Origin of the sequence: Paraburkholderia sp. (assembly GCF_047605525.1) — a bacterium.
GTDB lineage: Bacteria > Pseudomonadota > Gammaproteobacteria > Burkholderiales > Burkholderiaceae > Paraburkholderia.
Map to the genome: position 1 here is coordinate 185,284 of NZ_JASGFN010000008.1, position 25,484 is coordinate 210,767.

The 25,484-nt window shown below is 64.8% G+C and carries 22 protein-coding genes; 6 read left to right on the forward strand and 16 right to left on the reverse strand.

Annotation, left to right across the window (positions count from 1 at the left end):
* The first annotated feature begins 23 nt into the window (after positions 1 to 23).
* The 3 genes from QM685_RS14080 (at position 24) to QM685_RS14090 (ending at position 4,604) form a co-directional block, all read left to right on the forward strand.
* Entirely contained in the window at positions 24 to 1,631 is a 1,608-nt protein-coding gene (locus QM685_RS14080) for a carboxyl transferase domain-containing protein (RefSeq protein ID WP_415116856.1), read from the forward strand.
* A 57-nt stretch (positions 1,632 to 1,688) separates the two neighbouring features.
* Entirely contained in the window at positions 1,689 to 2,474 is a 786-nt protein-coding gene (locus QM685_RS14085) for an enoyl-CoA hydratase/isomerase family protein (protein WP_415116858.1), read from the forward strand.
* Between the two features lie 84 nt (positions 2,475 to 2,558).
* A complete protein-coding gene (locus QM685_RS14090) occupies positions 2,559 to 4,604 on the forward strand; it encodes an acetyl/propionyl/methylcrotonyl-CoA carboxylase subunit alpha (RefSeq protein WP_415116860.1) in 2,046 nt (681 codons plus the stop codon).
* A 15-nt stretch (positions 4,605 to 4,619) separates the two neighbouring features.
* Here the strand turns inward: QM685_RS14090 and QM685_RS14095 are convergent, their stop codons facing one another.
* The 3 genes from QM685_RS14095 to QM685_RS14105 all read right to left on the reverse strand — a co-directional run bounded on the left by QM685_RS14095 (position 4,620) and on the right by QM685_RS14105 (position 7,409).
* Complete coding sequence (locus QM685_RS14095; RefSeq protein WP_415116862.1) at positions 4,620 to 5,411, reverse strand: phosphate/phosphite/phosphonate ABC transporter substrate-binding protein; 792 nt, start codon at positions 5,409 to 5,411, stop codon at positions 4,620 to 4,622.
* A 19-nt stretch (positions 5,412 to 5,430) separates the two neighbouring features.
* Positions 5,431 to 5,709: a DUF1488 family protein gene (locus tag QM685_RS14100; RefSeq protein ID WP_415116864.1), complete on the reverse strand. Its 279-nt coding sequence runs from the start codon at positions 5,707 to 5,709 to the stop codon at positions 5,431 to 5,433.
* Positions 5,710 to 6,131: 422 nt separating this feature from the next.
* The gene (locus QM685_RS14105) at positions 6,132 to 7,409 is read right to left on the reverse strand and encodes a cation:proton antiporter (protein WP_415116866.1); all 1,278 of its coding nucleotides are present in this window, start codon (positions 7,407 to 7,409) and stop codon (positions 6,132 to 6,134) included.
* A 469-nt stretch (positions 7,410 to 7,878) separates the two neighbouring features.
* On the opposite strand from QM685_RS14105, the gene QM685_RS14110 reads away from it, so the two are divergent.
* Complete coding sequence (locus QM685_RS14110) at positions 7,879 to 8,715, forward strand: IclR family transcriptional regulator (RefSeq protein ID WP_415116868.1); 837 nt, start codon at positions 7,879 to 7,881, stop codon at positions 8,713 to 8,715.
* 21 nt (positions 8,716 to 8,736) lie between these two features.
* On the opposite strand, the gene proC is transcribed toward QM685_RS14110, so the two are convergent.
* From proC to QM685_RS14160, 10 genes are all read right to left on the reverse strand, one after another.
* Entirely contained in the window at positions 8,737 to 9,549 is an 813-nt protein-coding gene (gene proC / locus QM685_RS14115) for a pyrroline-5-carboxylate reductase (protein WP_415116870.1), read from the reverse strand.
* Between the two features lie 30 nt (positions 9,550 to 9,579).
* The gene (locus QM685_RS14120) at positions 9,580 to 10,434 is read right to left on the reverse strand and encodes an IclR family transcriptional regulator (RefSeq protein WP_415116872.1); all 855 of its coding nucleotides are present in this window, start codon (positions 10,432 to 10,434) and stop codon (positions 9,580 to 9,582) included.
* Complete coding sequence (locus QM685_RS14125) at positions 10,431 to 11,972, reverse strand: AMP-binding protein (RefSeq protein WP_415116874.1); 1,542 nt, start codon at positions 11,970 to 11,972, stop codon at positions 10,431 to 10,433. Before QM685_RS14125 ends, QM685_RS14120 begins: the two co-directional genes overlap by 4 nt.
* A 26-nt stretch (positions 11,973 to 11,998) precedes the next feature.
* A complete protein-coding gene (locus QM685_RS14130) occupies positions 11,999 to 13,780 on the reverse strand; it encodes an ABC transporter permease subunit (RefSeq protein WP_415117021.1) in 1,782 nt (593 codons plus the stop codon).
* Between the two features lie 22 nt (positions 13,781 to 13,802).
* Entirely contained in the window at positions 13,803 to 14,858 is a 1,056-nt protein-coding gene (locus QM685_RS14135; protein WP_415116876.1) for an ABC transporter ATP-binding protein, read from the reverse strand.
* 10 nt (positions 14,859 to 14,868) lie between these two features.
* A complete protein-coding gene (locus QM685_RS14140) occupies positions 14,869 to 15,939 on the reverse strand; it encodes an ABC transporter substrate-binding protein (protein ID WP_415116878.1) in 1,071 nt (356 codons plus the stop codon).
* A gap of 41 nt (positions 15,940 to 15,980) precedes the next feature.
* Entirely contained in the window at positions 15,981 to 16,742 is a 762-nt protein-coding gene (locus QM685_RS14145; protein WP_415116880.1) for an enoyl-CoA hydratase/isomerase family protein, read from the reverse strand.
* A 184-nt stretch (positions 16,743 to 16,926) separates the two neighbouring features.
* A complete protein-coding gene (locus QM685_RS14150; RefSeq protein ID WP_415116882.1) occupies positions 16,927 to 17,991 on the reverse strand; it encodes an ABC transporter substrate-binding protein in 1,065 nt (354 codons plus the stop codon).
* Positions 17,992 to 18,047: 56 nt separating this feature from the next.
* A complete protein-coding gene (locus QM685_RS14155) occupies positions 18,048 to 18,827 on the reverse strand; it encodes an enoyl-CoA hydratase/isomerase family protein (RefSeq protein WP_415116884.1) in 780 nt (259 codons plus the stop codon).
* Complete coding sequence (locus QM685_RS14160; RefSeq protein ID WP_415116886.1) at positions 18,820 to 20,427, reverse strand: AMP-binding protein; 1,608 nt, start codon at positions 20,425 to 20,427, stop codon at positions 18,820 to 18,822. Before QM685_RS14160 ends, QM685_RS14155 begins: the two co-directional genes overlap by 8 nt.
* A gap of 171 nt (positions 20,428 to 20,598) precedes the next feature.
* On the opposite strand from QM685_RS14160, the gene QM685_RS14165 reads away from it, so the two are divergent.
* Positions 20,599 to 21,504, forward strand: coding sequence for an IclR family transcriptional regulator (locus QM685_RS14165; RefSeq protein WP_415116888.1), 906 nt, complete (start codon positions 20,599 to 20,601; stop codon positions 21,502 to 21,504).
* 70 nt (positions 21,505 to 21,574) lie between these two features.
* On the opposite strand, the gene QM685_RS14170 is transcribed toward QM685_RS14165, so the two are convergent.
* A complete protein-coding gene (locus QM685_RS14170) occupies positions 21,575 to 22,015 on the reverse strand; it encodes a hypothetical protein (protein WP_415116890.1) in 441 nt (146 codons plus the stop codon).
* Positions 21,978 to 23,492 carry an FAD-dependent oxidoreductase gene (locus QM685_RS14175; protein WP_415116892.1) on the reverse strand — a complete coding sequence of 505 codons (1,515 nt, stop codon included), beginning with the start codon at positions 23,490 to 23,492 and terminating at the stop codon, positions 21,978 to 21,980. The genes QM685_RS14170 and QM685_RS14175 overlap by 38 nt, the downstream gene beginning before the upstream one ends.
* A 46-nt stretch (positions 23,493 to 23,538) precedes the next feature.
* On the opposite strand from QM685_RS14175, the gene QM685_RS14180 reads away from it, so the two are divergent.
* Positions 23,539 to 24,030 (forward strand): MarR family winged helix-turn-helix transcriptional regulator, encoded by a 492-nt coding sequence (locus QM685_RS14180; RefSeq protein ID WP_415116894.1) that lies wholly within the window; start codon positions 23,539 to 23,541, stop codon positions 24,028 to 24,030.
* Between the two features lie 53 nt (positions 24,031 to 24,083).
* On the opposite strand, the gene QM685_RS14185 is transcribed toward QM685_RS14180, so the two are convergent.
* Positions 24,084 to 25,481 (reverse strand): efflux transporter outer membrane subunit, encoded by a 1,398-nt coding sequence (locus QM685_RS14185; protein ID WP_415116896.1) that lies wholly within the window; start codon positions 25,479 to 25,481, stop codon positions 24,084 to 24,086.
* Positions 25,482 to 25,484 lie beyond the last annotated feature (3 nt).

Below are 25,484 nucleotides of genomic sequence, written 5' to 3' on the forward strand. Positions count from 1 at the left end.
CGGCAACCAGGAGCAACCACGTCATGCCGATCATCGAATCAAAGCTGAACCCGCGCTCGGATGACTTTCGCGCGAACGCGGCGGCGCTCGAGGCGCTCGTCGCCGATCTGCGCGCGAAGGTCGCACAACTCGCGCAGGGCGGCGGCCAGGCCGCGCGCGACAAGCACACGAGCCGCGGCAAACTGCTGCCGCGCGAGCGCATCGCGCAACTGCTCGATCCGGGCACGCCGTTTCTCGAACTGTCGCAGCTCGCCGCGTACGGCATGTACAACGACGACGCGCCGGGCGCGGGCGTGATCACCGGCATCGGCAGAATCGCCGGGCAGGAGTGCATGATCGTCTGCAACGACGCGACCGTGAAGGGCGGCACCTACTACCCGGTCACCGTGAAGAAGCACGTGCGCGCGCAGGAAATCGCCGCGGAAAACCGCTTGCCGTGCGTGTATCTGGTCGACTCGGGCGGCGCGAATCTGCCGAATCAGGACGACGTGTTTCCCGATCGCGACCACTTCGGCCGCATCTTCTACAACCAGGCGAATCTGTCGGCGGCGGGCATTCCGCAGATCGCGGTCGTGATGGGCTCGTGCACCGCGGGCGGCGCGTATGTGCCGGCAATGAGCGACGAGTCGATCATCGTGAAGAACCAGGGGACGATTTTTCTCGGCGGACCGCCGCTCGTGAAGGCGGCGACCGGCGAAGTGGTGAGCGCCGAAGACCTCGGCGGCGGCGACGTGCATACGCGGCTGTCGGGCGTCGCCGATCATCTGGCGCAGAACGATGCGCATGCGCTCGGTATCGCGCGCAGCATCGTCGGCAATCTGAACCGCGCGAAACAGGCGCCGCTCGTGTTGCAGGAACCGAAGCCGCCGCGCTACGACGTAGAAAGCATCTACGGCGTGATTCCGGTCGATACGCGCAAGCCGTTCGATATCCGCGAGGTGATCGCGCGCATCGTCGACGATTCCGCCTTCGACGAATTCAAGGCGCGTTACGGCACCACGCTCGTGTGCGGCTTCGCGCATATCTGGGGGCATCCGGTCGGCATCGTCGCGAACAACGGCATTCTGTTCTCGGAGTCGGCGCTCAAGGGCACGCACTTCATCGAGCTGTGCTGCCAGCGCAAGATTCCGCTCGTGTTCCTGCAGAACATCACCGGCTTCATGGTCGGACGCAAATACGAAAACGAAGGCATTGCGCGCAACGGCGCGAAGATGGTCACGGCCGTCGCGACCGCGAAGGTGCCGAAGTTCACGGTGATCATCGGCGGCTCGTTCGGCGCCGGCAATTACGGCATGTGCGGTCGCGCGTATTCGCCGCGCTTCCTGTGGATGTGGCCGAACGCGCGCATTTCGGTGATGGGCGGCGAGCAGGCGGCGTCGGTGCTGGCCACGATCAGGCGCGACGGCATCGAGGCGAAGGGCGGCACGTGGAGCGCCGAAGAGGAAGACGCGTTCAAGCAGCCGATTCGCGATCAATACGAACATCAGGGCCACCCGTACTACGCGAGCGCGCGTCTGTGGGACGACGGCGTGATCGATCCGGCGCAAACGCGCGACGTGCTCGGTCTCGGTTTGTCGGCGAGCATGAACGCGCCGATCGAAGACACGCGCTTCGGCGTGTTCAGAATGTGACGGCGCGCAATCGTGCAATACGTGTAACGCCACGGCGCAACGCAGGGAGTGTGACGCATGCAATACGAAACGCTGAAAGTGGACTTTGCCGGCCAGATCGCGACGGTCACGCTGAATCGCCCGGACGTGCGCAACGCGTTCAACGAAACGATGATCGCCGAGCTGACATCGGCGTTCACGACACTCGATGCGCGCGACGACGTGCGCGCGGTCGTGCTGGCCGCGAACGGCAAGGCGTTCTGCGCGGGCGCCGATCTGAACTGGATGAAGAAGATGGCCGGCTACTCGGACGACGAGAACCGCGCCGATGCGATGCTGCTCGCGAACATGCTGTCGTCGGTGTATCGCTGCAACAAGCCGGTGATCGCGCGCGTGAACGGCGATGCGTACGCGGGCGGCATGGGCCTGATCGCCGCGTGCGATATCGTGGTCGCCGTCGACAGCGCGCACTTCTGTCTGTCGGAAGCGCGGCTCGGCCTGATTCCGGCGACGATCGCGCCGTATGTGATCCGCGCGCTCGGCGAGCAGGCATCGCGGCGCTATTTCGTCACCGCCGAGGCATTCGACTGCGCGAGCGCGTTGCGTCTCGGGCTGGTCAGCGAAGCGGTCGGCGCGGAACAGCTCGACGCGACCGTCGCGAAGCTCGCGCAAACGCTGTGCGCGAACGGTCCGCGGGCGGTGCGCGCGTGCAAGCGGCTCGTGCAGGACGTGGCGGGCCGCGAGCTGGACGACGCGCTGATCGAAGACACGGCGGCGCGCATCGCGCGCACGCGAGCCGGTGCGGAAGGGCGCGAAGGCGTCGCGTCGTTCCTCGAAAAGCGCACACCAGGCTGGCGCAACTGATGCAACCGATGCGCCACTTTCATCGCATCTTTTATGCCTCGCTAACGACAACCGCCCCGTAGCGCCTATTTCATCGAGACACTCATGTTCAACAAGATCCTGATTGCCAACCGGGGCGAGATTGCGTGCCGCGTCGCCGCGACCTGCAAGCGGCTCGGCATTGCGAGCGTGGCCGTTTATTCCGACGCGGACGCCAACGCGAAACACGTCGCCGCATGCGACGAAGCGGTCCATATCGGTGGCTCGACGGTGGCGGAAAGCTATTTACGCATCGAGCGCATTGTCGAAGCCGCGCGCGCGACCGACGCGCAGGCCGTGCATCCGGGCTACGGCTTTCTGTCCGAGAACGAGGATTTCGCGCACGCGTGCGAAGCGGCCGGCATCGTCTTCATCGGACCGCCGGTCGAGGCGATTGCCTCGATGGGCTCGAAGGCCGCGGCAAAAGCATTGATGCACGCGGCCGCGGTGCCGCTCGTGCCCGGCTACCACGGCGACGACCAGGAGCCGCAACTACTGCAGCGCGAAGCCGATGCGATCGGCTATCCGGTGCTGCTGAAGGCGAGCGCGGGTGGCGGCGGCAAGGGCATGCGCGTGGTCGAACGCGGCGCGGATTTCGCGGCGGCGCTGCTGTCGTGCAAGCGCGAAGCGGCGAGCAGCTTCGGCAACGACCGGGTGCTGATCGAAAAGTATCTGACGCGGCCGCGTCACGTCGAGGTGCAGGTGTTTGCCGATCGGCACGGCGGCGCGGTCTGGCTGTTCGACCGCGACTGTTCGGTACAGCGGCGCCATCAGAAGGTGCTCGAGGAAGCGCCGGCGCCGGGGCTCGACGCCGGTGTCAGGCGCGCGATGGGCGAAGCGGCGGTGGCCGCCGCGCGCGCGGTCAACTACGTCGGCGCGGGCACCGTCGAGTTCATCATGACGCCGGGCGGCGAGTTCTATTTCATGGAGATGAACACGCGCCTGCAGGTCGAGCATCCGGTCACCGAGATGGTGACGGGGCAGGACCTCGTCGAATGGCAATTGCGCGTCGCGGCCGGCGAGCCGCTGCCGCTCGCGCAACAGCAACTGACGCTCGACGGTCACGCCATCGAAGCGCGCATTTACGCCGAGCATCCGGCGCGCGGCTTCCTGCCGTCGACGGGCACGCTCAAGCATCTGCGCATGCCCGAAGGCGTCGAGTTCGCGATCGACGCGGCGGGTCTCGGCGAGTCCGGCCGCAAGGCACCGGTGCGCATCGACAGCGGCGTGCGCGAGGGCGATACGATCACGCCGTTCTACGATCCGATGATCGCGAAGCTGATCGTCCACGGCGCGACGCGCGAGGAAGCGCTGGCGCGTCTGGCGCGTGCGCTGCATGCGTGCGAGGTGGTCGGGCCGCATACGAACGTCGAGTTTCTGCAGCGCATCGTCGCCAGCGAGCCGTTTGCGAGCGGCGATCTCGACACCGGCTTGATCGAGCGTCATCACGATGCGCTGTTCGCGCCGGCGAAAAAGCCGTTCAAGGAAGCGCTCGCGCTTGCGTGCGCCGCGCTGCTCACGCGCGAGGGCGGCACTGCGCACGGCGCGTCGCCGTGGGATGCGCTGTCGCACTGGCGCCTGAACAGCGGCTATACGCAGACGCTCGGCTGGCGCGTGATCGATGACGGCGCGAACGACGACAGCGCCGACGCATTCACAGTCGTATTCGCGCGCAACGGCGACACGCGGTCGCTCGAACACGACGGCGTGCGGGAAGGCTTCACATGGTCGGCCGGTACGGGCGCGCACGAGTTTCGCGCGACGCTCGGCGATGCGCGCGTGACGGGCCGCGTGTTCGTCGACGGCGACCGGTTCCACGTGTTCTGCCTCGGCGCGACACTGGCATTCGAGTGGCAGAACCTGCTCGCGCATGCCGCCGATGCCGAGGGCGGCGAAGGGCGGCTGACCGCGCCGATGCCGGGCAAGGTGATCGCGGTGCTGGTGGAGCCGGGCGCGGTGGTCGAGAAGGGCGCGCCGCTGATCGTGATGGAAGCGATGAAGATGGAGCACACGATCGGCGCGCCGGCGGCGGGTACCGTCGCCGAGGTGCTGTATGCGGTCGGCGATCAGGTGGCCGACGGTGCGCAGTTGCTGGTGCTGGAGGTGGGGTAAGCGCGTGATTCGGCACTACGCGAGACGCGTGTAGCCGGCGGCGCGCGCTTCGCTTTCGAGCTGGCCGATGCGTGCGTAGTCGGCGAGCGGCAGCGTCGAAAATCCTCTTAAACGCAGGCGTTGCGCGCGCTCGGGCCGAACCGTCAACGTTTCGTTCAGCGCGTCGCGCAGCGTCGCGATCGTCGCCAGGGGCACGTTGGTCGCCGCGATCAACGGCAAGCCCGGCGACGCGGCGGTCATGCCGATCGCGCGCACGCGCTTCGCCAGTTCTGGCAATACATCGCACACAAACGCGAAGGTCACGCAGTCGATCGCGGCGACGTCCGCGCGATTGTCGGCGACCGCGCGCAGCGAGCCGAGATGCGAGCCGGTGCGCAGCACCCCGCCGAAAAACATGCCGGCGCGCGCGAGCGGCGCGACTGCGTGGCGAAACGCGTTCATGCCGCTGTTCGAATCGTCCTGGTTGTACGCGGCGCGCGCGCCGCGGCAGGAAGCGAGCGTATCGAACTGCGCGTCGGCGCGCGTGACCAGCACGCTCGAATAATGCGCGCCATCGCAGCCCGGCGCGTCGAAGCAGGGTGTCGCGATCAGTTGGACCTGCTCGTGCAGACCGCGCATCAGCGGATAGCCGCATGTTTGCGAGATCAGCAGGTTCGGGCGCCGCCAGAAGCCGTGCAACTCTTCATCCGGTTCGACGATGCGGCACGCGGGCTTGACCCGGCGCAGCACGTCGTCGAGCCACTCGCGCCACTCGAGGTCGAGCGCGGGTGTCACGTTATACATCGGCAGGGCGGCGATCCAGGTCATAGCGGCGATTCCGGCACGCCTAATGTCTGACCATCTTGAATTCGTCGAGCCCGAGGCGCACCGATTCGGTCGGTACGAACTTCCATTTCTGCGCGGCGACCGACAGGATTTCGTCCTGCGCGTCCTCGAACGCGACGAGCAGATCCTGCTTGCGGTTGCTCGCCGCGCCGCAGAAAGCCACGAGCGCCTCGGCGCTGACCTCGAAAATCTGCGCGCGATCGTCGCAGCACACGCGGAATGCAACCGTTGCGCATTCCGTCACACAGGGCCGGAACCCTTCATCGACATAGACCGACATGGCGAACTCCTTCGGACGCCCGAATCGACAGGATGACAAACCGCGCGCGCCGGGTATGTTGGAGAACCGGCATTCACGGCGAAATGCCCGGCGCCGCGGTTCGCGCGGCGGTCCGGTAGCTGGCTGAAAACACGCCAGAAGCTGGCCGGAGGGCTCGTGTGGAGCCGGGGCCAGGACCACGGTGAGGAACCGTGGCCGGAGGACAGCCGGTTGCGGGGGCCGGGTCCCGTTTTGCTCGTGCGGTTGACCGTCGTGGCCAGCACCATGCTCTGTGTGACCGGACGATTGGCTGCCGCGTTCCGGAACTTGCGGTCAGGCTGGGTACGGTCGCCCATCGGGCACTGTTCGGAAAACGCTTAAATCAGTCCAGGCAATCTGCTCACCGCGCCGAATCCTGCTGCTGGTCGGCGCAGGTATCTACTTTACGATTCGCGCGCGTTTCGTGCAGACGATGAACCCCGGCTGCCCGCGAAATCGAGCCGGCGGATCAGCGGCCCGAGCGTGGTCGCCTGAATCAGCAGGCTGAACACGACCACCAGATACGTGACGCCGATGAACATCTCGCGGCCGTGAAACTCCGGCAACGACAGCGCGAGCGCAATCGAAATGCCGCCGCGTAACCCGCCCCATGTCAGCACGAGCGTCGAATGCGGATTGAGCCGCCGGAAATTCTGCAACGCGAGCAGCGGAATCGCGACGCTGACGGCGCGCGCGAGCAGCACGACCGGAATCGCGGCGAGCCCGAGCCAGACGATTTCGACGCGCAGCGACAGCGCGATGATTTCGAGCCCGATCAGCCCGAACAGCAGCAGATTGAGCAGTTCGTCGAGCAGGTCCCAGAAGTTGAACAGATGCTCGCGGGTCTTTTCCGACATCGACGTCAGCGCGCCGTGATTGCCGATCACGAGCCCGACGATGACGACCGTGAGAGGCGCGGACACATGCAGTGCTTCCGCGAGACTGTAGCCGCCGGTGGCGAGCGCGAGCGTGATCAGAATTTCGACCGGATAGCTGTCGATGCCGCGCAGCAGCAGCGACGCGCCGAAGCCGAGCAGCGCGCCGAGCGCGAGCGCGCCGGCGACTTCGCGCAGCAGGTCGAGCGCGACCGCGTTCGCCGAAAACTCGTTCGCGCCGGTCGCGAGCCCGACCAGCGTGACGAACGCGACGACGGCGGTGCCGTCGTTGAACAGCGATTCGCCGGTGATCTTGGTTTCGAGGCTTTCGGGCGCCGCGGCGCGCTTGAGCACGCTCAGCACCGCAATCGGATCGGTCGGCGAGATCAGCGCGCCAAGCGTCAGACACCACAGCAGACTGACCGGATAGCCGAGCCACTGCGCGACGTAGAAAAAGCCGAAGCCGATCACCGCGATCGAAATCAGCACGCCGACGGTGGCGAGCATCAGCACCGCGCGCCGCTGCGTGCGCATCTTCGACAGATCGACGTGCAATGCGCCGGCGAACAGCAGCAGACTGAGCAGGCCGTGAAACACGATGTCCGCGAAATCGACCTGCACGACGATTTTGCGGGCCGCGACCGCCATGGCGGGATAGTAGAAGCCGAGCGCCGAAATGCCGACGCAGACGACGAGCCCGACCGCGGTAATGCCGAGCGTGTCGGGCAGCTTGATGAACCGGTAGTTGACGACGCCGAACAGCGCGACGATGGTGAACAGCACACCTGTGATCTGGAATACGCTCATCGTAATTTAATTCGAGACGGTATCTGAATGACGCGACTGCTTCGGCCGGCAAAAGATCGATATGCCCGCGTGGCCTGATAAAAACCCGGCCGGGCAGATGAGCTCTTTATTCAAACCTGGCAGACGGCGCCAATCGGATACGGCGTCTTTTTTATCGGACCGTAGCCATTCCGCGTCTGGCGGAGACTACGAACGGATAGCGGTGAACCGCGCTCGGCGCGGCGCCGCCATTGGAGCGCCATGAATGAAATGGCTATTCTCGGACTGCCGATGCGCAAACGGAGTTCCGGGTCGGCGTTTTAAATCTGGATCTCCTTATTTCGAGATATTTTATTTTGAGAATCCGTGTTCGGCTGTCGGGCGACGCATTTGCATCACCCGAACATGTTTCGAGTCGCGTTATCGTATTCAGATAACCTACAGAGACTATGCGATAATCAACGCGTTGCAAACCGAGGAGGAATATGCCTTGACGACCGCCAAGCCCAAAGTTTCCCGAAAATCAAAGGCCGAATCGGTCACCGTGGCCGGCGATCCCACGATGTCGTCACTCTATGTACAGTCGGTGGAAAAGGCAATGACCGTCCTGACCGCTTTCGACGGAAGCAAGCGGCAGTTGTCGTTGTCCGAGATAGCGTCGATCACGGGTTTCGACATGAGCGCAACCCAGCGCTTCACGTTCACGCTCGTCACGCTCGGCTATTTGTCCAAGGATCCGGAGAGCCGGAAGTACGAGCTTTCACCGAAGCTGCTCGACTTTACCTACCACTATCTGACGTCGAACGAGCTGGTCAGCCGTGCGACACCTTATCTTCAGCAACTCGGATCGGAAACGGAGGAAGCGACCAATCTGACGGTGCTCGACGGTACCGACATCGTGTTCGTGCTGCGCATCGTGAGCCGCAATGTGTTCAATGCGCACGTCATTACGGGCACCAGGCTGCCCGCCTATTGCACGGCGCCGGGACTCGCCATCCTGGCCACCTTCAGTGACGGCGAGGTTCAGGATATTCTTTCCCGTAGCAATCTGATTGCCTATACGTCGTCGACCGTATTTCAACCGGGAAAGATCAGGGAGCGCATCGCACGCATTCGCAAACTCGGCTACGCACACACGGAAGACGAGTATTTCGTCAGCGATATTTCCACAGCCGCGGCTATCACCAACGCGCACGGGCGAGCCATCGGCGCCGTCAACATCGCCGTTGCTCGTCCGCGCTGGCAGCCCGACCGTGACGAGAAGCGTTTTGCGGATCTCGTGATCCACACCGCTTCGGCTATTTCCTCACGGCGCCGAAGCGATTAGCGGTCCCGTTTTCATGCGCCGTCAAACGGCGCCCAGTTCGTCGCCGAGCTGTATCGAGCGTGCTTTCGCCGCGAGCGCGCCACGCCTGATGCCGGCCGCGACGCCTGCTTCCGCGAATGCTGCCAGCGCCGCCGCGGTCGTGCCTCCCTTCGAGGTCACGCGCTCGCGCAATACCCCCACGGCCTCGGACGATTCATCCGCGAGCTGTACCGCGCCTTTGAACGTCGCCAACGTCAACGCGCGCGCATTCTCCGGAGAAAAGCCGAACTCCTCGGCCACCGCTTGCATCGCTTCGATGAAGTAAAAGACGTAGGCGGGGCCGCTACCGGAAATGGCCGTCACCGCATCGAGATCGTCTTCGGCGTCGAGCCACACCACGACGCCCACGGCGCCGAGAATGAGCGTCGCGCGCTCGCGATCCTCGCTGCCGGATTCGACCGTGGCGAATAGGCCCGTGGCGCCCAAACCGACCAGCGCCGGCGTATTGGGCATGGCCCTGATCACACGTGCGTGCCCGCCGAGCCAGCGCGCAATCTCTCGCACCCGGACCCCGGCGGCGACGCTGATGACGAGCTGATCGCGAAGCAGCGGCGCAAGCAGCGTACAGGTCTCCTTCATCTGTTGCGGCTTGATTGCAAGGACAATGACGTCGCTATCCGAGATGCGAGCATCGATACCTTCGCGCGTTTCGATGCCGAAGGTCGTACTGCACCTCATACGTGGCTCCGCGCCGGGATCGATGGCCACAATATTCTCAGCGGCAATGTCACGGCTGATCAATCCGCCGATGAGCGCACTGGCCATGTTTCCCGCGCCGATAAATGCAATCTTCATTGTCAGCTCACTCTCTCTTTCTCTCTGGATCTACGCGGTCTTCAACGAAAGTGCCGCGCGTGACTCGCCGTTGCGGCGCTTCGACGAAATGGCGGAGGCCGCCGAAATAACGAGATCAGCAAACCGGCGTTCGTCACGCGCGGCATCCCACCGCGGCCGGCCGACGGCGATATTGACCGCGCCCACCGCGCGTCCGTGCGTGTTGGTAATAGCCGCCGCCGTTGATATGTCGCTGACGAAGTACTCGTCTTCAGCGTGTGCATAGCCCTGCTTGCGAATCCGCGCGATGCGTTCCCTGATCCTGTGCGGCTGATACACCGTGCAGTGGGTATGCGCGATCAGATTCGAGCGCGCGAGAACGTCATCGATTTCTCCGTCGTCGAACGTGGCGAGGATGGCGAGCCCCGGCGCCGTGCAATACGCGGGCAGCCTGGTGCCCGTGATGACATCGGCATTGAACGCATCTCGACTCACGACGCGCAACGCGAACACGATGTCCGTGTCGTCGAGCACGGTGAGATTGGTCGCTTCCTCGGTCTCGGAACTGAGTTGTTGCAGATACGGGGTTGCCCGACTGACCAGCTCATTGGACGTCAGATAGTGATAGGTAAAGCCGAGCAGCCTGGGCGAAAGCTCGTATTTGCGGTTCTCCGGATCTTTGAACAGATAGCCGAGCTCCGCGAGCGTGAACGTGAAGCGCTGCGTCGCGCTCATGTCGAAACCCGTGATTGCGGCAATTTCAGAAAGCGACAGCTGGCGCTTGCTGCCATCGAACGCGGTCAGCACCCTCATCGCTTTCTCCACCGATTGAACGTAGAGCGACGCAGCGGCCCGCTCGGCGACAGCCGCTTCGGATGGCGCCCCGGCAAGCCGGTCCGGCCTCATGCAGTCGTTTCCCGCAGCCGGTCCCACGCGTCGCTCAGGTCCCTCGAAATCAGGTGTTTCCTGATCCGCTCGCTCGGCGTCAACTCGAAGCGCTCGACGGCCCGGTAGTAGCGCGGGAGCTGAAAGCTGGCGAGTTGCGTGGCCGCCCACGCGTGCAGAACCGACCACTCCACCGGCGCATCCTTGAACTGTACGTTCAGCAGGATTTCCTGCTCGCCTATCGACGATGCCACCCCGATCGCCGCGCTCGCGCTCACCGCCGGATGACTGGCGAAAACGCGTTCGATCTCCCAGGCGGAGACGTTTTCACCCCGCACGCGCATGCTGTCGGTCTTCCTGCCAATGAAGAACAGGTCTCCATCCGCGTCGCGTCGCGCGCTGTCGCCCGTATGCAGCTTGCCGTCGCGCAGGGCCGAGCGGGTCGCCGCGTCGTTCTCCAGATAGCCGGGAAGGAAAGCACCCTCCACGCGACTCGACAGCACGATCTCGCCGGGTTCGCCGACGCCCACGGGCTCGCCGTTTTCGTCCAGCAGTTCCACCTCCAGCCAGGGCAACGCCTTGCCGATCGAGCCCGGCTTGTCGTTCGTGTTCACCGTCGCGAAGCTCGAACACTCGGTCATGCCATAGCATTCGCGCAATTGCACTTTCAGGCGCGATTCCACCGCGCGCCATGCCGTCGCGCTGACACCCGCGCCCCACGCTACCCGCAGCGTGTGCTGCTCGGGTTGTGCCTCCTTCGGGAGTTGCATGAGGATATCGAGCACGCCGCCCAGGTAATGTAACTGTGTGGCGCGTGCCTGCGCGACCTGCTCCCAGAACCGGGACGCCGAAAACCGCGGGACCACGTGCAATTCCACCGCGGCGAGAAACGGCAGCATCAGCATCTGCGCGCCTCCGATATGGCAAAGCGGCTCCCATAGCAGAAGGCGGTCTCCGCCGCGCACGTCGGCCACCGTGAGCGCCGCCTCGCTTGCAATGCGCATCATGCGGTGGGTGAACACCACCCCTTTCGGCGCGCCCGTGGTACCCGACGTATAGATCACGCATAGCGGCGCGTGCGGCTCGATGGTCGGCTCTTCCAGGCGCGCGGCGCTGTCGGCTTCGGAGTACGCGGGCAATTCGACGCGTACGGTATCGCCATATTCGACGTCGCTCAGTACGTCGTCGAATTCGGGCTCGGAGACGAAGAGCCTGGGCTTGGCATGGTCGAGCAGATACTCCAGCCCGGCGCGGCGCAACTTCGTATTGACCGGTACCCAAACGAGGCCGCTGACGATCAGCGCGTAAATGAGGTGGACATGTTCCACACTGTTGCCGAGCATGACCGCGACGCGGTCACCCGGCACGAGCTGCCGCTGGTGGAACCACCGTTGCATCTGCGCGATACGTTGCGCGCTCTCGGCGCCGGTCACGGCCTGATCGCCGAAGTGCAACAAGGTTCGATTCGCCCCGTTACGCAATCCGGCTGCGAGAAGCGGCGCGCAGTCGAGGGCATCCAGCGTGTGACGCTGGGGAAAAAATTCTGAATAAGGATGCATGGATGAAAAGTCTGTTGACGTCCTGCTCAGCGCGCGCGTCGCTTGAGCCATGAAGAAACGAGTACTACCGCGGCGATAAGCACGACGAGCGTGGTCGAAACGGCGGCAAGCGTCGGCGTGATGGCCAACTGGATGTCGTCCCACATCTGTTTCGGCAATGTGGTGTTGATGCCGCCGCTCACGAAGATGGCGATCGTCAGATCGTCGAACGACACGATGAAGGCGAACAGGAATGCCGCGGTGATGCTCGATATCAGCAGCGGCATCACGATGGTCGCGATGCGGCGCAGAGGCGAGGCGCCCATCACGCTCGCCGCGTCGTCCAGACGCCAGTCGAACTGCTTGAAGCCCGCGGCAAGCGTGACGACCACGTAGGGGATCGCGAGCACCGTATGACCGATCACGAGTCCGGTATTGGTGCCGGTCAGACCGAAGCTGGCGAACAGATAGAGCAGGCCTACGGCGATCACGATGCGCGGCACGATCAGCGGGGCGACGAGCAGCGCGAACAGTGGCTTGCTGGCGCGTTGCGTCATGCGGGTCAGCGCGAGCGTGGCCCCGAAACCCAGCAGCAGCGACAGCAACGCGGTCGAGAAGCCGACCTGGAAGGAACGGAACAGCGCGCTTTGCCAGACCGGCGATTCGAGGAAGGTCCCGAACCATTTCAGGCTGAAGAGTTTCGGCGGGAACGCGATGTAGTCGGACCGGGTGAACGCGTAAGGGATGACCGACAGCACGGGCGCGACGAGTACCGCGAGCACCGCGAAAGTGTAGAGGCGCAGCGGCCCGAAGCCGCTCGACGCGGACGCTGCCTGGCTCGTGAAGCGCCGGCGCGCCAGCGGCGTCGCGATCCTGCCGGCCGCCTGGAGCAACGCGAGTTTCATGCCGCCCGTGCGTGCGCCGCGCCGACGCTCGCGTATCTCGCCCGTCAGTGAGGAAAGGCCCACCACGCGGTCATAGACCAGGAAGATGGCGATCGAGCATACGAGCAGCACGGTGGACAGAGCGCCCGCGAAGCGCATGTCGAACAGTTCGAGCACGGACGAAATGACGAGCTGCGCGATCATCGTCTCCTTGGGCGTGCCGAGCAGGGCCGGCACGATAAAGAAGCCGAGACTCGAAACGAACACGAGCAGGCCCGCTGCCGCCACGCCCGGCGCGGAGAGAGGGAAGAACACCGTGAAGAAGCTCATGCCGCGCTCGGCGCCGAGGGTTTCGGCCGCCTGCGCAAGGCGGTCGTCGATACCGCGCATCACCGGCAACATGGTCATGACGGCGAGCGGGAGCATCGCGTGAACCATGCCGATCAGCACGCCCGTCAGCGACGGCATCATTCCGTCGGTCTGGTGCACGAGCCCGAGCGCGAGCGCAATCGTCGAGAGCACGCCCGTTTTCGAAAGCAGCAGCATCCATGCATACGTCTTCACCAGGTAGCTGGTCCAGAACGGCAACATGATCCAGAGCACCCAACGCTCGCGCGAGCGCGCCGGGAGGCGGCTCAGCAGATACGCGACGGGATAGCCGAGCAGCACCGAAAGCGCCGCGGTCATGAAGGAAATCGAAAACGTGATCCACAGAACCTTCGCATACACGGGCGTATGCGCGATCCGCTCGAATTGTCCAAAGCCGAAAGCGCCATCCGCGTCGAACAACCCGCCTTGCAGGATCTTGCCGACCGGCACGATGAAAAACACCAGCAGGAAAACCAGCGTGGGCGCCACGGGCAGCAATCGCATCAGCTTCGTGAGCCATGCGGCGCGGCGCGCCCGGCCGGCAATACGTGGAGGCTGCGCCTCGGCGAGGGTCATTCTCATGATCTGTTCTCCTGCTTCATGCGGACAGCAGCGTCGTGCGATGCGGGTCCCATGTCAGCCCCACGGTGTCGCCGAGCCGGGGCTTCAGGCTGCGCTCGCAGCGCACGTTGATCTGGCTGCCGTCGCTGAGGGTCAACTGCACGCGTGTGTCGCTGCCGAAGAAAACGATGTCCGACACAGTGCCGTCGAAATAACCCTGTTTCGGCTCGACGAGACGCGGCGCTTCCGGACGCACGAGCAGACATCCCTTGAGGCCCGGCTGCGCCGGCTCGGGCAGCGGTACACGGCCGCCCGCGGCGAGCAGAATCGCCTCGCCGCCGGCACCGCGCGCTTCGCCCACCGCGCCTTCGAGCAGATTGGAATGGCCGATGAAGCCCGCCGCGAAGCGGGTGGCCGGGCGATCGTAGAGGTCTACGGGCGTGCCTACCTGTTCGATGCGCGCATGGTTCATCAGGCAGATGCGGTCGGAGAGCGTCAGCGCCTCGTCCTGATCGTGCGTGACATACACGAACGTCGCGCCGAGCTCCTTGTGGAGACGTCGAATCTCGGCCTGCATGTGCTCGCGCAGTTTCTTGTCGAGCGCGCCCAGCGGTTCGTCGAGCAGGATGACCGACGGCCGGTACGCGAAGCAGCGCGCCAGCGCGATCCGTTGCTGCTGGCCGCCCGAGAGCTCCTTCGGAAAGCGCTTTGCGTATTCGCTCATGCGCACCATCGCAAGCGCGCCGTCGACGGCCTCGCGCGTCTGCTCGCGCGACTTGCGCCGCATGCGCAGACCATAAGCGACGTTGTCCCACACGCTCATATGCGGGAACAGCGCATAGCTCTGGAACACCATGCCGATGCCGCGCTTGCCGGGTTCGACGTGGGTCACGTCGCGCCCGTCGATCTCGATGCGTCCTTCCGAGGGCGACACGAGTCCCGAAATCATTTGCAGCAGGGTCGTCTTGCCCGAACCCGATGGACCGAGCAGGGTGAGGAATTCTCCCGCTTGCACCGTGAGGTCGGTCGGCTCAAGGGCGACGGCTTCGCCGTATCGCTTCGCGATGCCCACTGTTTCCAGTTTTGAGCTCATCGCACCCTCCTCAGGAAATAATCCAGGTGTTGAAACGCTCCGTCACCTTCTGGCGGTTCTCCTCCCACCATTGCGGGCTCGGCAGGCGCATGTTGCGCAGGTTGTCGGGCGCAGTGGGGAGGATCGCGGCGCGCGCCGCGGGGATCGACGAGAAAGCATCGCGGTTGGTCGGGCCGTAGGCCAGCGTTTTGGTGAGAATAGACTGGCGTTGAGCGTCGGCGCAAAACCGCACGAACTGCTTGGCCATATCCGCGCGTGGCGTGCCCTTGGGAATGCCCCAGCCCTCGATCGAGTAAAGCCCCTGATTCCACACGATCCGCACCGGCGCGCCGCTGTCGCGCGCGGCCTGCGCCCGGCCGTTCCAGGTGGAAATCATGTCGACGTCGCCGCTCTGGATCGCTTGCATGGCCTGCGCGCCCGAGGTCCACCAGATGCTCACGTGCGGCTTGATCTTGTCCAGACTGCGAAAGGCGCGGTCGATATCGAGCGGATAGAGTTTGTCCAGTGAAACGCCATCGGCCAGCAACGCCTGCTCGAGCGTGTCGATGGGGCTGCGGCGCAGGCTGCGGCGACCCGGGAAGCGCTTGACGTCCCAGAAGTCCGCCCACGATTTAGGCCCGTTCTCGCCGAACTTGTCCTGACGATACGCGAGCACCGTCGCGTACACGTCGACGCCGAGCCAGTCCGACGTGACGGCCTCGGGCATGATCTGCGGATAATCGCTGGCCTTCAGGCCGATCGGCTCCAGAAATCCTTTAGCGTGCAGGTACGGAATGTCGGCGGAAAGCGTGAGCGTCGTGACGTCCCACACATAATTGCGCGTCTGCACCATCGCCGACAGTTGCGCGACCGGCTGCGACTCGCGAGCGACACTGACCACCTTGATGCCCGTCGCCTTCTCGAACGGATCGTAGAACGCACTGCGATAGGCGACCGTGTACGGGCCGCCCGGATCGGACACGACGATCTGTTTGGCCTGCGCAAGCGCGCCCACGGGCAACGCGCCGGTGACGGCCGCGAGGCCGGCCATGCCTGCGCCCTGAAGCATGCGGCGGCGCATCGGGTTGAACTGTTGTGACATGATTTGGCCTCCCGGCTGTTTTTGATGGTGACGATGTAGCGTTACTTCGCGCGCGCGCGGAAGAACTCTTCCATCATCCGCGCGGGTTCGCCGGAGTCGTAGGCCTCGCGCTGGATGCGGATGCCCGACTCGATTGCGTCGCGAAAGCCGGGGTCCGTCATTTCACGGAAGCGCTGCTTGTCGAGCCGCATCGCGACGGGCGGCTTTGCCGCGAGCTGGCTGGCGATCTCGAGCGCCTTGCTGAATACCTCTTCCTCGGAAACGAGGTAATGGATCAGGCCGATGCGCTCGCACTCCTGCGCCTCCATCAGACGACCCGTCAGCGTGAGTTCGATGGTGCGCGACATGCCGAGCATCGAGTTCATGATCCACGGGCCCGTCGTGCTGGCGATGCCGGCGTTGATCTCCGGTTGCCCCATCTTGACGCCCGGATGGCCCACGCGGATGTCACCGAGCAGCGCCACCTGAAACGCCGAGCCCGCCGCCGTGCCGTTGAGCGCCATGACCAGCGGCTTGCTGAGGCCGCGCAGCACCGCGTAGTAGCGCTCCCATTCCTTCACCCAGGCGACGGCCCGTTCGCCGTCGAAATCGTGCGCTTCCGACAGATCCTGCCCTGCCGAAAAAGCGCGATTGCCCGCGCCCGTCATGACGATCGCCGCGACCTGCTCGTCGGCATCGAAGCGCTCGAGCGCTGCGATGATCTCTTCGCGCATGGCCGTGGTCCAGGCGTTCAGGCGTTCGGGGCGATTCAGCGTGATGACCGCGACGCGGCCGTGGTTCGACAGCAGGACATCGTTGCTCATGAGTTATCTCTATCCAATAGTTGATGGTGAATAGAAATATATGCGTGCCAAAAAATAGCTGCAAGTCCAAATTGACGGGGGTTTACGCTTATATTGCGTCGACGTTGCAACCCGGGGCTGACGCGGGTTGCAACGTCGCGGGCATCGAACGGGCGTGCGTGAAAGGCAGCGGCGAGCGCCGCGTTCAGCCGATGAGCCAGGTGTTGAAGCGCTCGGTCACGGCCTTGCGGTTCTTGTCCCACCACGCCGCGTTCAGGTTGACTTCCTGCCGGATGTTGTCGGGGGCGGTGGGCAGCAACGCCGCGCGGGCCGGTTGAATGAAGTCGAACGCCTTGCTGTTGGTCGGCCCCGCCGCCACCGTGTTGGCGAGAATGGCCTGTCGCGCCGGATCCGCGCAGAAGCGCACGAACGCCTTGGCGTCTTCGGCGCGCGGCGTCCCCTTGGGGATGCCCCAGCCTTCGATCGCGTAGGTGCCGTCATTCCAGACGATCACGACGGGGGCGCCGCTTTCGATCGCCGACTGCGCGCGCGAACTCCACGTGATGATCTGGTCGGCTTCGCCGCTCTGCAGAAGCTGGGTGGCCTGCGCGCCCGTGGACCACCACACCGCGACATGGGGCTTGATCCTGTCCAGGCTGCGGAAGGCCCGCTCGACATCGAGCGGATAGAGCTTGTCGCGCGGCACGCCGTCGGCCATCAGGGCCTGCTCGAGAGAGTCGACCGCGTTTCTGCGCAAGGCACGCCGCCCCGGGAAGCGGTTCACGTCCCACATGTCGCGCATGCTCCGCGGCCCGTTCGCGCCGTAGCGATCCTTGCGGTACGCGAGCACGGTGCCATAGACGTTCACCCCCAGCCAGTCCGGCCGCACGGCCTCGGGGATCATGCCCGGCAGTTGGGCGGCATCGAGGCCGATCGGTTCGAGAAAGCCTTGCTGCTCCAGTTGCAGCACGTCCGCCGACAGCGTCAGCGTGGTGACGTCCCAGATGAAATTACGCGTCTGCACCATCGCCGAGAACTGCGCGAGGGGCTGCGACTCGCGAGCGGTGCTGATCACGCGGATGCCCGTCGCGTGCTCGAACGGGTCATAGAATGCCTTGCGATAGGCCGGGCCGTAGGGGCCGCCGGGGTCGGTCACGATGATGTGCCTGCCGGTCTGGGCACGCGCGGCGGGCGCCAGCGCGCCTGCCGCAACGAGACCGCCGATCGACTTGAGGACTGCTCTGCGCTGCGTATTACAGGTGCCACTCATGTTCACCCTCCTGGAGGACGGATACTGCGACGTGGTGGATCTGCCGATCGGCGCGCTCAACGCCCGACGAATCGCGGGGCCGTCTTGGTGCGGAATGCCGTGACGGCCGCTTTGTAATCCTCGGATTCCTCGATGTCCGAGATCTGCTGACTGATTGCCGGAGCCGCATCGACGAGGGTGTCGGTACATATCGCGTTGATCTGCATCTTGCTGCCTCGCAGTGAGAGCGGCGCCTTGTCGAGCATCGGCTGCGCAAAATCGAGCGCCGCTTCGAGCACGTCCGTATCGGTCAACGCGTCGAAGAAGCCCGCGCGGGTCGCGCTCTTCGCTTCGACGAACTCGCCGGTGTAGAGCCAGCGGCGCGCCACCGACGCGCCCACCAGATGCACGAGACGCTGGATGTGCGCGGTCGGATAGATGAGGCTCAGCTTCGCGACCGGGATGCACACGCGCGCGGAATCGTGCGCGATGCGGAAATCACAGCACATAGCGAGGCTGACCGCGCCGCCTACACACGCTCCGCGCATGGCCGCGAGCACTGGAAACGGCGTGCGCAGGAGCGCGTCGAATGCCGCGACGATCGAATCGCGGTGACGCTGCGCGGCTGCCGGATCGGCTTTCGCGGCGTTGTAGGCGACGATGTCGTCGCCGGCACAGAAGTGTTCGCCCGTTCCGCTGATGATCGCGGCGCGTATTTCAGGGCGCCGCGCCAGTGCGTCGAATGCATCCGAGATGGCCTGCCAGGTGGCCTGATTGCAGGCGTTGCGCTTTTCGGGCCGGTTGATTTGCACGAGTGCTACGCCGGGGCGCAGGTCTTCGACGATCAGCTCATGCATGTCGCCCTCCGTTGGCCGCCTGCGGCTGTGCCTTCGCGACCGTATAGCCCGAGGACTCCAGGTCCCACACGCCATCCAGTTGGCGCGTGAGCTCGTTCTTGCGGATCCGCTGGGTGGGTGTCCTGGGAAACTCGTCGATGAAGCTGACGTAGCGCGGTATCTGAAAATGCGGCATGCGCGATTCGCACCAGCGGATCAGATCGAGTGGCGCCAGTGTGTGGCCGGCGCGCAGTCGCACGAACAGCTTGAGTTCCTCCTCACCCAGCGCGCTCGGCACGCCGACGAGCGCCGACTCTTCGATCGCGGGGTGATCCGCGACGACGCGCTCGACCTCCCACGCGGCAATGTTGATGCCGCGACGGCGCACCATATCCTTGCTTCGGCCGGCGAAGTACAGGTATCCGTCGGCGTCGCGGCGTGCCAGATCGCCGGTCCTGAACCACTCGCCGCGCCACGCCGACTTTTCTGCCTCGGGATTGCGGAAGTAGCCGAGAAAACCCAACCCGGGAACCCGCGCGCGCACCGTGATCTCGCCCACTTCGCCCACGGCCACCGGCTGGCCTTCGCCATCGGCAAGGACGACGTCGTAGTAGGCAAGCGGCTTGCCGATCGAGCCGGCGGGACCATCGGGATTCACCGTGACGAAGGTGATGAGTTCGGAAAGCCCGTAGCCTTCGCGCATCTGTACACCGAAGCGCTGCGAGAAGGTCTGCCAGATCTCGGGCGCACAGCCGCCGCCCCACGCGACACGCACGCCGTGCTCGCGATCGAGTGCTCGCGGCGGCTGATTCAGCAGCATCGGCAACACGCTGCCGAGATAGTGGATGTGGGTGACGCCGTGGCGCCGGGCGTCGTCCCAGAAATGCGACGCGCTGAACCGCTCGACCATCGCGAGCCGCGTGCCGCCGAGCAATGCGGAGATTGCGACCGCCACGCCGGCACCGTGATGCAGCGACTCCCAGAGCAGGAAGGTGTCGCCGGGTCGCGCATCGGTCAGGCGCAGGATCGCCATGGCGCCCGCTCGCAACGTGCGGTCCGATTTCAGCACGCCTTTCGGTGCCCCGGTCGTCCCCGAACTGGGCGTCAGCGCCAGGATGTCGTCGGGGTCCACCGCGTTGCCGCCGGTATCGCGGCTCGGCGCGGCGCCGTGTTCCGCGAACGCGTCTTCGCGCCACAACACCTGCTCCACTTTGCCGAGTTCCGGTGCGAGCGTTTCCGAATAAGCGCGATCGGCGAGCAATGCACGGGGGGCGAGATGTTCGAACAGATACGAGAGCGACGCCCCCTTCAGATGCACGTTGACCGGAACCCTTACGAGCCCCAACTGGGCAAGCGCAAAAATCGCGACCAGGTGATCCGGATGGCTCGGCAGCATCAGCCCGACGCGATCGCCGTGGCGCAGACCGCGCGCGTGGAGCAGGTCCGCCAGTGCGTCGACGCGCCGCTTCAGGTCGCCGATCGTCACGACCGTGTCGTTGAAGCGGCAATAGACGGCGTCGGGTTCCGCTTGCGCACGGCGCGCGAGAACGGCGGCGATGGTTTCGTCGGGAACCGGGTCGATTCCGACATGCGTGCAAGGGTCGATAGAAGAGTCAGTCATGAGGTTGGAAGGCGGGGGACGCCCTGGCAGAGAAAGAAACCCCCGATGCACGCATCCGCATGGCATCGGATCTGATATAATTGCTATGTAATTTTCTAAATTGCATAGCAATTTCAGCAACTATCCTAGTCGCGACTAAAAACAGCGAGAAGTCGGTGTATACCCGCGTGGATGAAACGGGCGGCCGGCAATGTTCCGACCGTAAGGCGGTGCTCTATACTCGCGACGTCGAAGCTGCCGTGGCGAATCACAGCGCCGGCGCGCGGCAGGCAAATCAAGGGGAGCGAGATCTTGAGTGAAACAGTGTTAGGCGAAGCCGAACTCGACGAGCGCCTGTACGTGGCCTCCGTCGCCAAGGCCATGCGTGTGATGGAGACGTTCGACCAGACGAGCCCGCAATTGTCGATTTCGGACATCGCCACGCGCAGCGGCTTGGGGCGCAGCGCCACGCAGCGTTTCGTCTATACGCTGCACAGCCTGGGCTACCTCAAACGCGACCCCGCCTCGAAGCTCTATTCGCTTTCCGCGAAAATATTCCGCTTCGTGCACGGCGTAATCGGCGCAAATACCGCGCTCGAGCGCAGTTATCATCTGCTGTCGCAACTTGCGAAAGACACGCGCGAAACGATTTCGTGGGTCGAACTCGATGGCGACGAGATCGTGGTCATCGGTAACGTGCCGAGTGTGCATCTCGCGTCCATTACGCTTTCGGTCGGGAGCCGGTTCGTCGCATTGCCTTCGTCGTCGGGACAAGTGCTTCTGTGCAGACGCGAGGAAAGCGAACTGCTCGAAATGTTCGAGCGGCTGCCTGCGGCGGCGCGCGCGCGTTTCGGCAAGAAGAGCGCTAATGCAATTCTGGCGAGGCTCGACGAAGTGCGACGATGCGGATATTCGTTGACCGAAAAGAGTCTTGACGAAGGTAGTCTTTCTATTTCCGCGCCGGTTTTCGATTACGCCGGACAGCCGATCGCCGCAATCAATCTATCGACTTTGAGTTCGCGGTTTACCGCCGATGCCGCTCGCGAGGAACTGGTGCCGTTGGTACTGGCCGCGGCGCGAGCCGCCTCGGCAAATTAGGCGTTTTGTACCGCGGTGGTCGGGAGCCGGCGTGCCGGCAAGCGGACACCGGGAGCGACGCGGCACATTCTCAATTGGACGTTTGCTCCGCCGCATTCGGCACGGTCAGCTTGCAGCGCACCGGCAGCATGCCGAAGCGCGTCATGCCTTCGGCGATGGCCGCGCGGATCGTGCGAAACGAGCGGCTGCTCGCGAGTTCCGCGTGCTCGCTCGCGGAATCGGCCCATACCAGCAGAAAACGCGTGCGTTGCTCGTTGTCGCGGCGCCTCGATCGTCGACACCTATGCTTCAGTTTCTGGTGGCCCAGGGGAGTATGGCGCGGGATGCGTCGCGGTGAGAGCCGGGCGGAATGTTCTCGGGGATCCGTCCGGCCCTGGAGCGCAGATGCGCGGACCATCGCGCGGTACGTGGTGCTTTCGCTTTCGAGAAATCTCCGGATATCCGCTTCATGCCTTCGAACGAGCGGGGAGCGCTCAGGAACACTCGCCGTTATTCGCGTCCAGGCCGCCAATGCGAAAGTAATTCTCCAGCGACGTTATCTGGTCAGCCGCGACAATCGCACCGATATAGCCGTCCGGGCGCACGAGCGTCCAGGTACCGGGCTCGAGCGCGTAGGCGTCACGGAAGTGGCCTCTGTCGTCGATGAGATCACCATGCGTGCCGAAGCGATGAATGCGCAGCCCTGCTCGGGGCGCCACGAGCGCACGGTCGACACCGTAGCCGATAAGAGTCCAGTGAGTACCTTTGAACAACTCGAAAACGCGCGCTGAATGGCCGCTTGCGCGACGGATCGGAGCATCGGGTGCACGGTCGCCCGCGCGCAAGCCGGTGGAGCGTTCAGGGCACTCCATGGCAAGCGGGGACTCGGGGTAGCAAAGGTCGAGCTGTTGAACTTCACGGCCGCGCCGAAGCTCCCCGCGTTTCATGGCGTCGAGAAGTTGGGTGGAAAGACCGAGCATGCCGGCCGCGACCGGTCTGCGTTCTTCCTCATAGCTATCGAGGATCGCATCGGGCGCACCGGCGATTGCTGCCGCCAGCTTCCAGCCGAGGTTGTACGCGTCCTGGATGCTGGTGTTGAGTCCCTGTCCGCCCGTCGGCGGATGAATATGCGCGGCGTCTCCGGCGAGAAACACGCGGCCGTCCCGATAACGATCGGCAAGACGCGCATTCATGGTGTAGACGGATGCCCAGGACACTGACTGGACCCGGATATCGTCGCGCCCGGCGCGCTGCGCCACCATGGCGGCAAGACCCGCGGCGCGGAGATCGACATCGCCTTCGAGCGGAACCGGGGCCTGTATCTGGAACAGTTCCGTTCCCGCAAGCGGACATAGCGAAAGCTGCCGCGCCATCGAATCCTTGTTGAATCGATGCCAGGCGTCGCGTTCCAGCCCACTCAGGACGACGTCGGCCACCAGCGCGCGCACGCCCAGTGTCTTACCCGGAAAGCCGATGCCGAGGGTCGAGCGCACAAAGCTGCGGCCGCCGTCCGCGCCGATCAGATAGCGCGCGTGAATGACCTGCTCGCCGTGCCGGGCGGCAATATGCGCCGCTACACCGTCCTTGTCCTGCTCGATGCCGGTCAGCTCGCATCCGTACTCCGCCCGATGGCCGAGTTCGGCGAGACGTTCGCGCATGATCGACTCGGTGAGAAACTGGGGGACGAGGAGCGGCTGACGGTAAGGTTCAGCCGACGTGGGTGAGCCGTGTTCCACGATCTGTGATTCGAGGTAGCTGCCGTCGTCGCGATATTCGCGCTGCGGCGGATAGAGGCCCCCCGCCGCGACTACGCGGTCGATGATGTCGAGATCTTCGAAGATTTCCAGGGTGCGTGGCTGAATGCCCTTGCCGCGCGAGCCCTGGAATGGTTTGTCCAGCTTGTCCAGCAGGCGAAAGGACACGCCGTGCCGCGCCAGCTCGATGGCGAGGGTCAGGCCGGCGGCGCCCGCGCCGCAGATCAATACGTCCACCACTGGTTTTTTAGCCATCACTCGCCTCAACTATGTGTAATATGCACGCGATAGGAGCGATACTATGCCTTCCAGAAAAAACGTGCAAGATACACATATTTCCAGGCGGATCCGCGAGTTGCATCTCGCGTTGATCAGCATCGTCAGCGTGATGAATCGCCCCGAACTGGACGAGAGGATGGTGCGGGAAGCGGGCATTTCCCTCGATCGCGCGTTGTTCCCGCTACTGGTGCTGATCGAGCGGCTGGGCCCGATCGGCGTCGTCGATCTTGCCGGAAGGGTCGGGCGCGATCACACCACGGTCAGCCGTCAGGTTGCGAAACTCGAGAGCCACGGGCTGGTCGAGCGGCGAGCCGGTGTCGAGGATGGCCGTGTGCGGCAAGCCGTCGTTACGCCCAAGGGCAAGGCGATGACGGAGGCGGTGGATGCCGCGCGCGACCGGCTCGGCCGGGCGTTACTGAGCCGCTGGGAGCAGAAGGAAATCGACGAACTCGTGCGTCTGCTGCGGAAGTTCGCTGAGGACATCGAGGCCGGGACTTCCGGAGCCGGAATCTGATTCGGCCAACTCGGCAAACGGTGCCGATCCGATGAGCCGCAGTCGAGCGAAATTCAATGATCGACGCGCAATGACGTCGATCCAGTGTTGCGCCAGCCGCCTCCCAGCGCGCGATAAAGCGAAACCGCTGCCTGCAGCCGCGCCAGACGGAGCTGCACCTGTTCGTCTTCGACCGCATACAGCGTGCGTTGTGCATCGAGCACGTCGAGAGACGTTGCCGCGCCGGCGCGATAGCGGCTCTCGGCGAGTTGCAGGGTGCGGCGTGCCGCGAGCAGTTCACTGTCGAGGGCGACGGTTTGTGCGTCGACACCGGCGCTCGCGTTGAGCGCGCGCTCGACATCCGTAAACGCGGCGACGATCGATTGCCGATAGGCGGCGAGCATTTCTTCCTGCTGCGCCACGGCCAGATCGCGACTCGCCGCGAGCGAGCCCGCGTTGAAGATGGGCGCCGTCAATCCGGCGGCGAGGCTGTAAAGCGGATTGTCGAAAATGCGCACGGCCCGGTCACTTCCCGTGCCGGCATAAGCGGTCAGCGTCACCGACGGCAGCATCGCCGCGCGGGCAGCCGCCACGTCCGCGTGAACCGCCGCGAGCCGGGCCTCGTTGCCGGCCACGTCGGGCCGGCGCGTGATGAGCGACGACGGCAGGCCCGCGTCGATTGGCGGCGCCTGCACGTTGGCGAGCGAACGCGTGTCGATCGTAAAGCGCGACGCGGGTACGCCGAGCAGGATCGCCAACGCGGCCTCGCTGTCGTTCGCCTGTTGCCGGAGTTGCGCGACCTCGCGCTGCTGCGCCGCCACCACGGTGCGTTGCCGGGCGGCGTCGATCGGGGTCGCGAAACCCGCTTGCAACTGGGACTCGACAACGCCGAGCAGACGTTGCGCGGTCTGCAGATTGGCACCGGCAATCTGCTCGCGCTCGCGCAGCGCGACGGTTTGCAGCCATGTGTTCGCGACTTCCGCGGTAACCATGATCGTGACGGTTGCGCGATCGAATTCGGAAGCGTGTGCGCTCGCGAGCGCGGAGTCCCGCAGCGCGCGATTGCGTCCCCACAGGTCGAGTTCGTAGCTTGCGCTCACGCCGAATGAGAACGCATTGCCGCTCGGCAGATTGTCGTTGACCGAGAATCCGGCCTGGCGGCTGGCGTCGACGAATCCGTCGACGCTCGGGTACAGCGCGGCGCCCGCGATGCGCGCATTCGCGCGCGCCTCGCGCACGCGGGCAAGCGCGGCGGCGACGTCGTAGTTGCCGGTGGCGGCGCGCGCGATCAGCCGGTCGAGTTCGTCGCTGCCGAAGCGGCGCCACCAGTCGTCGGTCACGGCGTCGCCGGGTGCGCCGTCCGTCGCGTAGCGATAGGTCGCCGGCGGCGCGATGCCGGCATCGGGCGGCGGCGGGGCGCTGATGCAACCCGTGAGCGCCAGAAGCAGCGTGACGGAAAATCGTCTGTTCAAGTG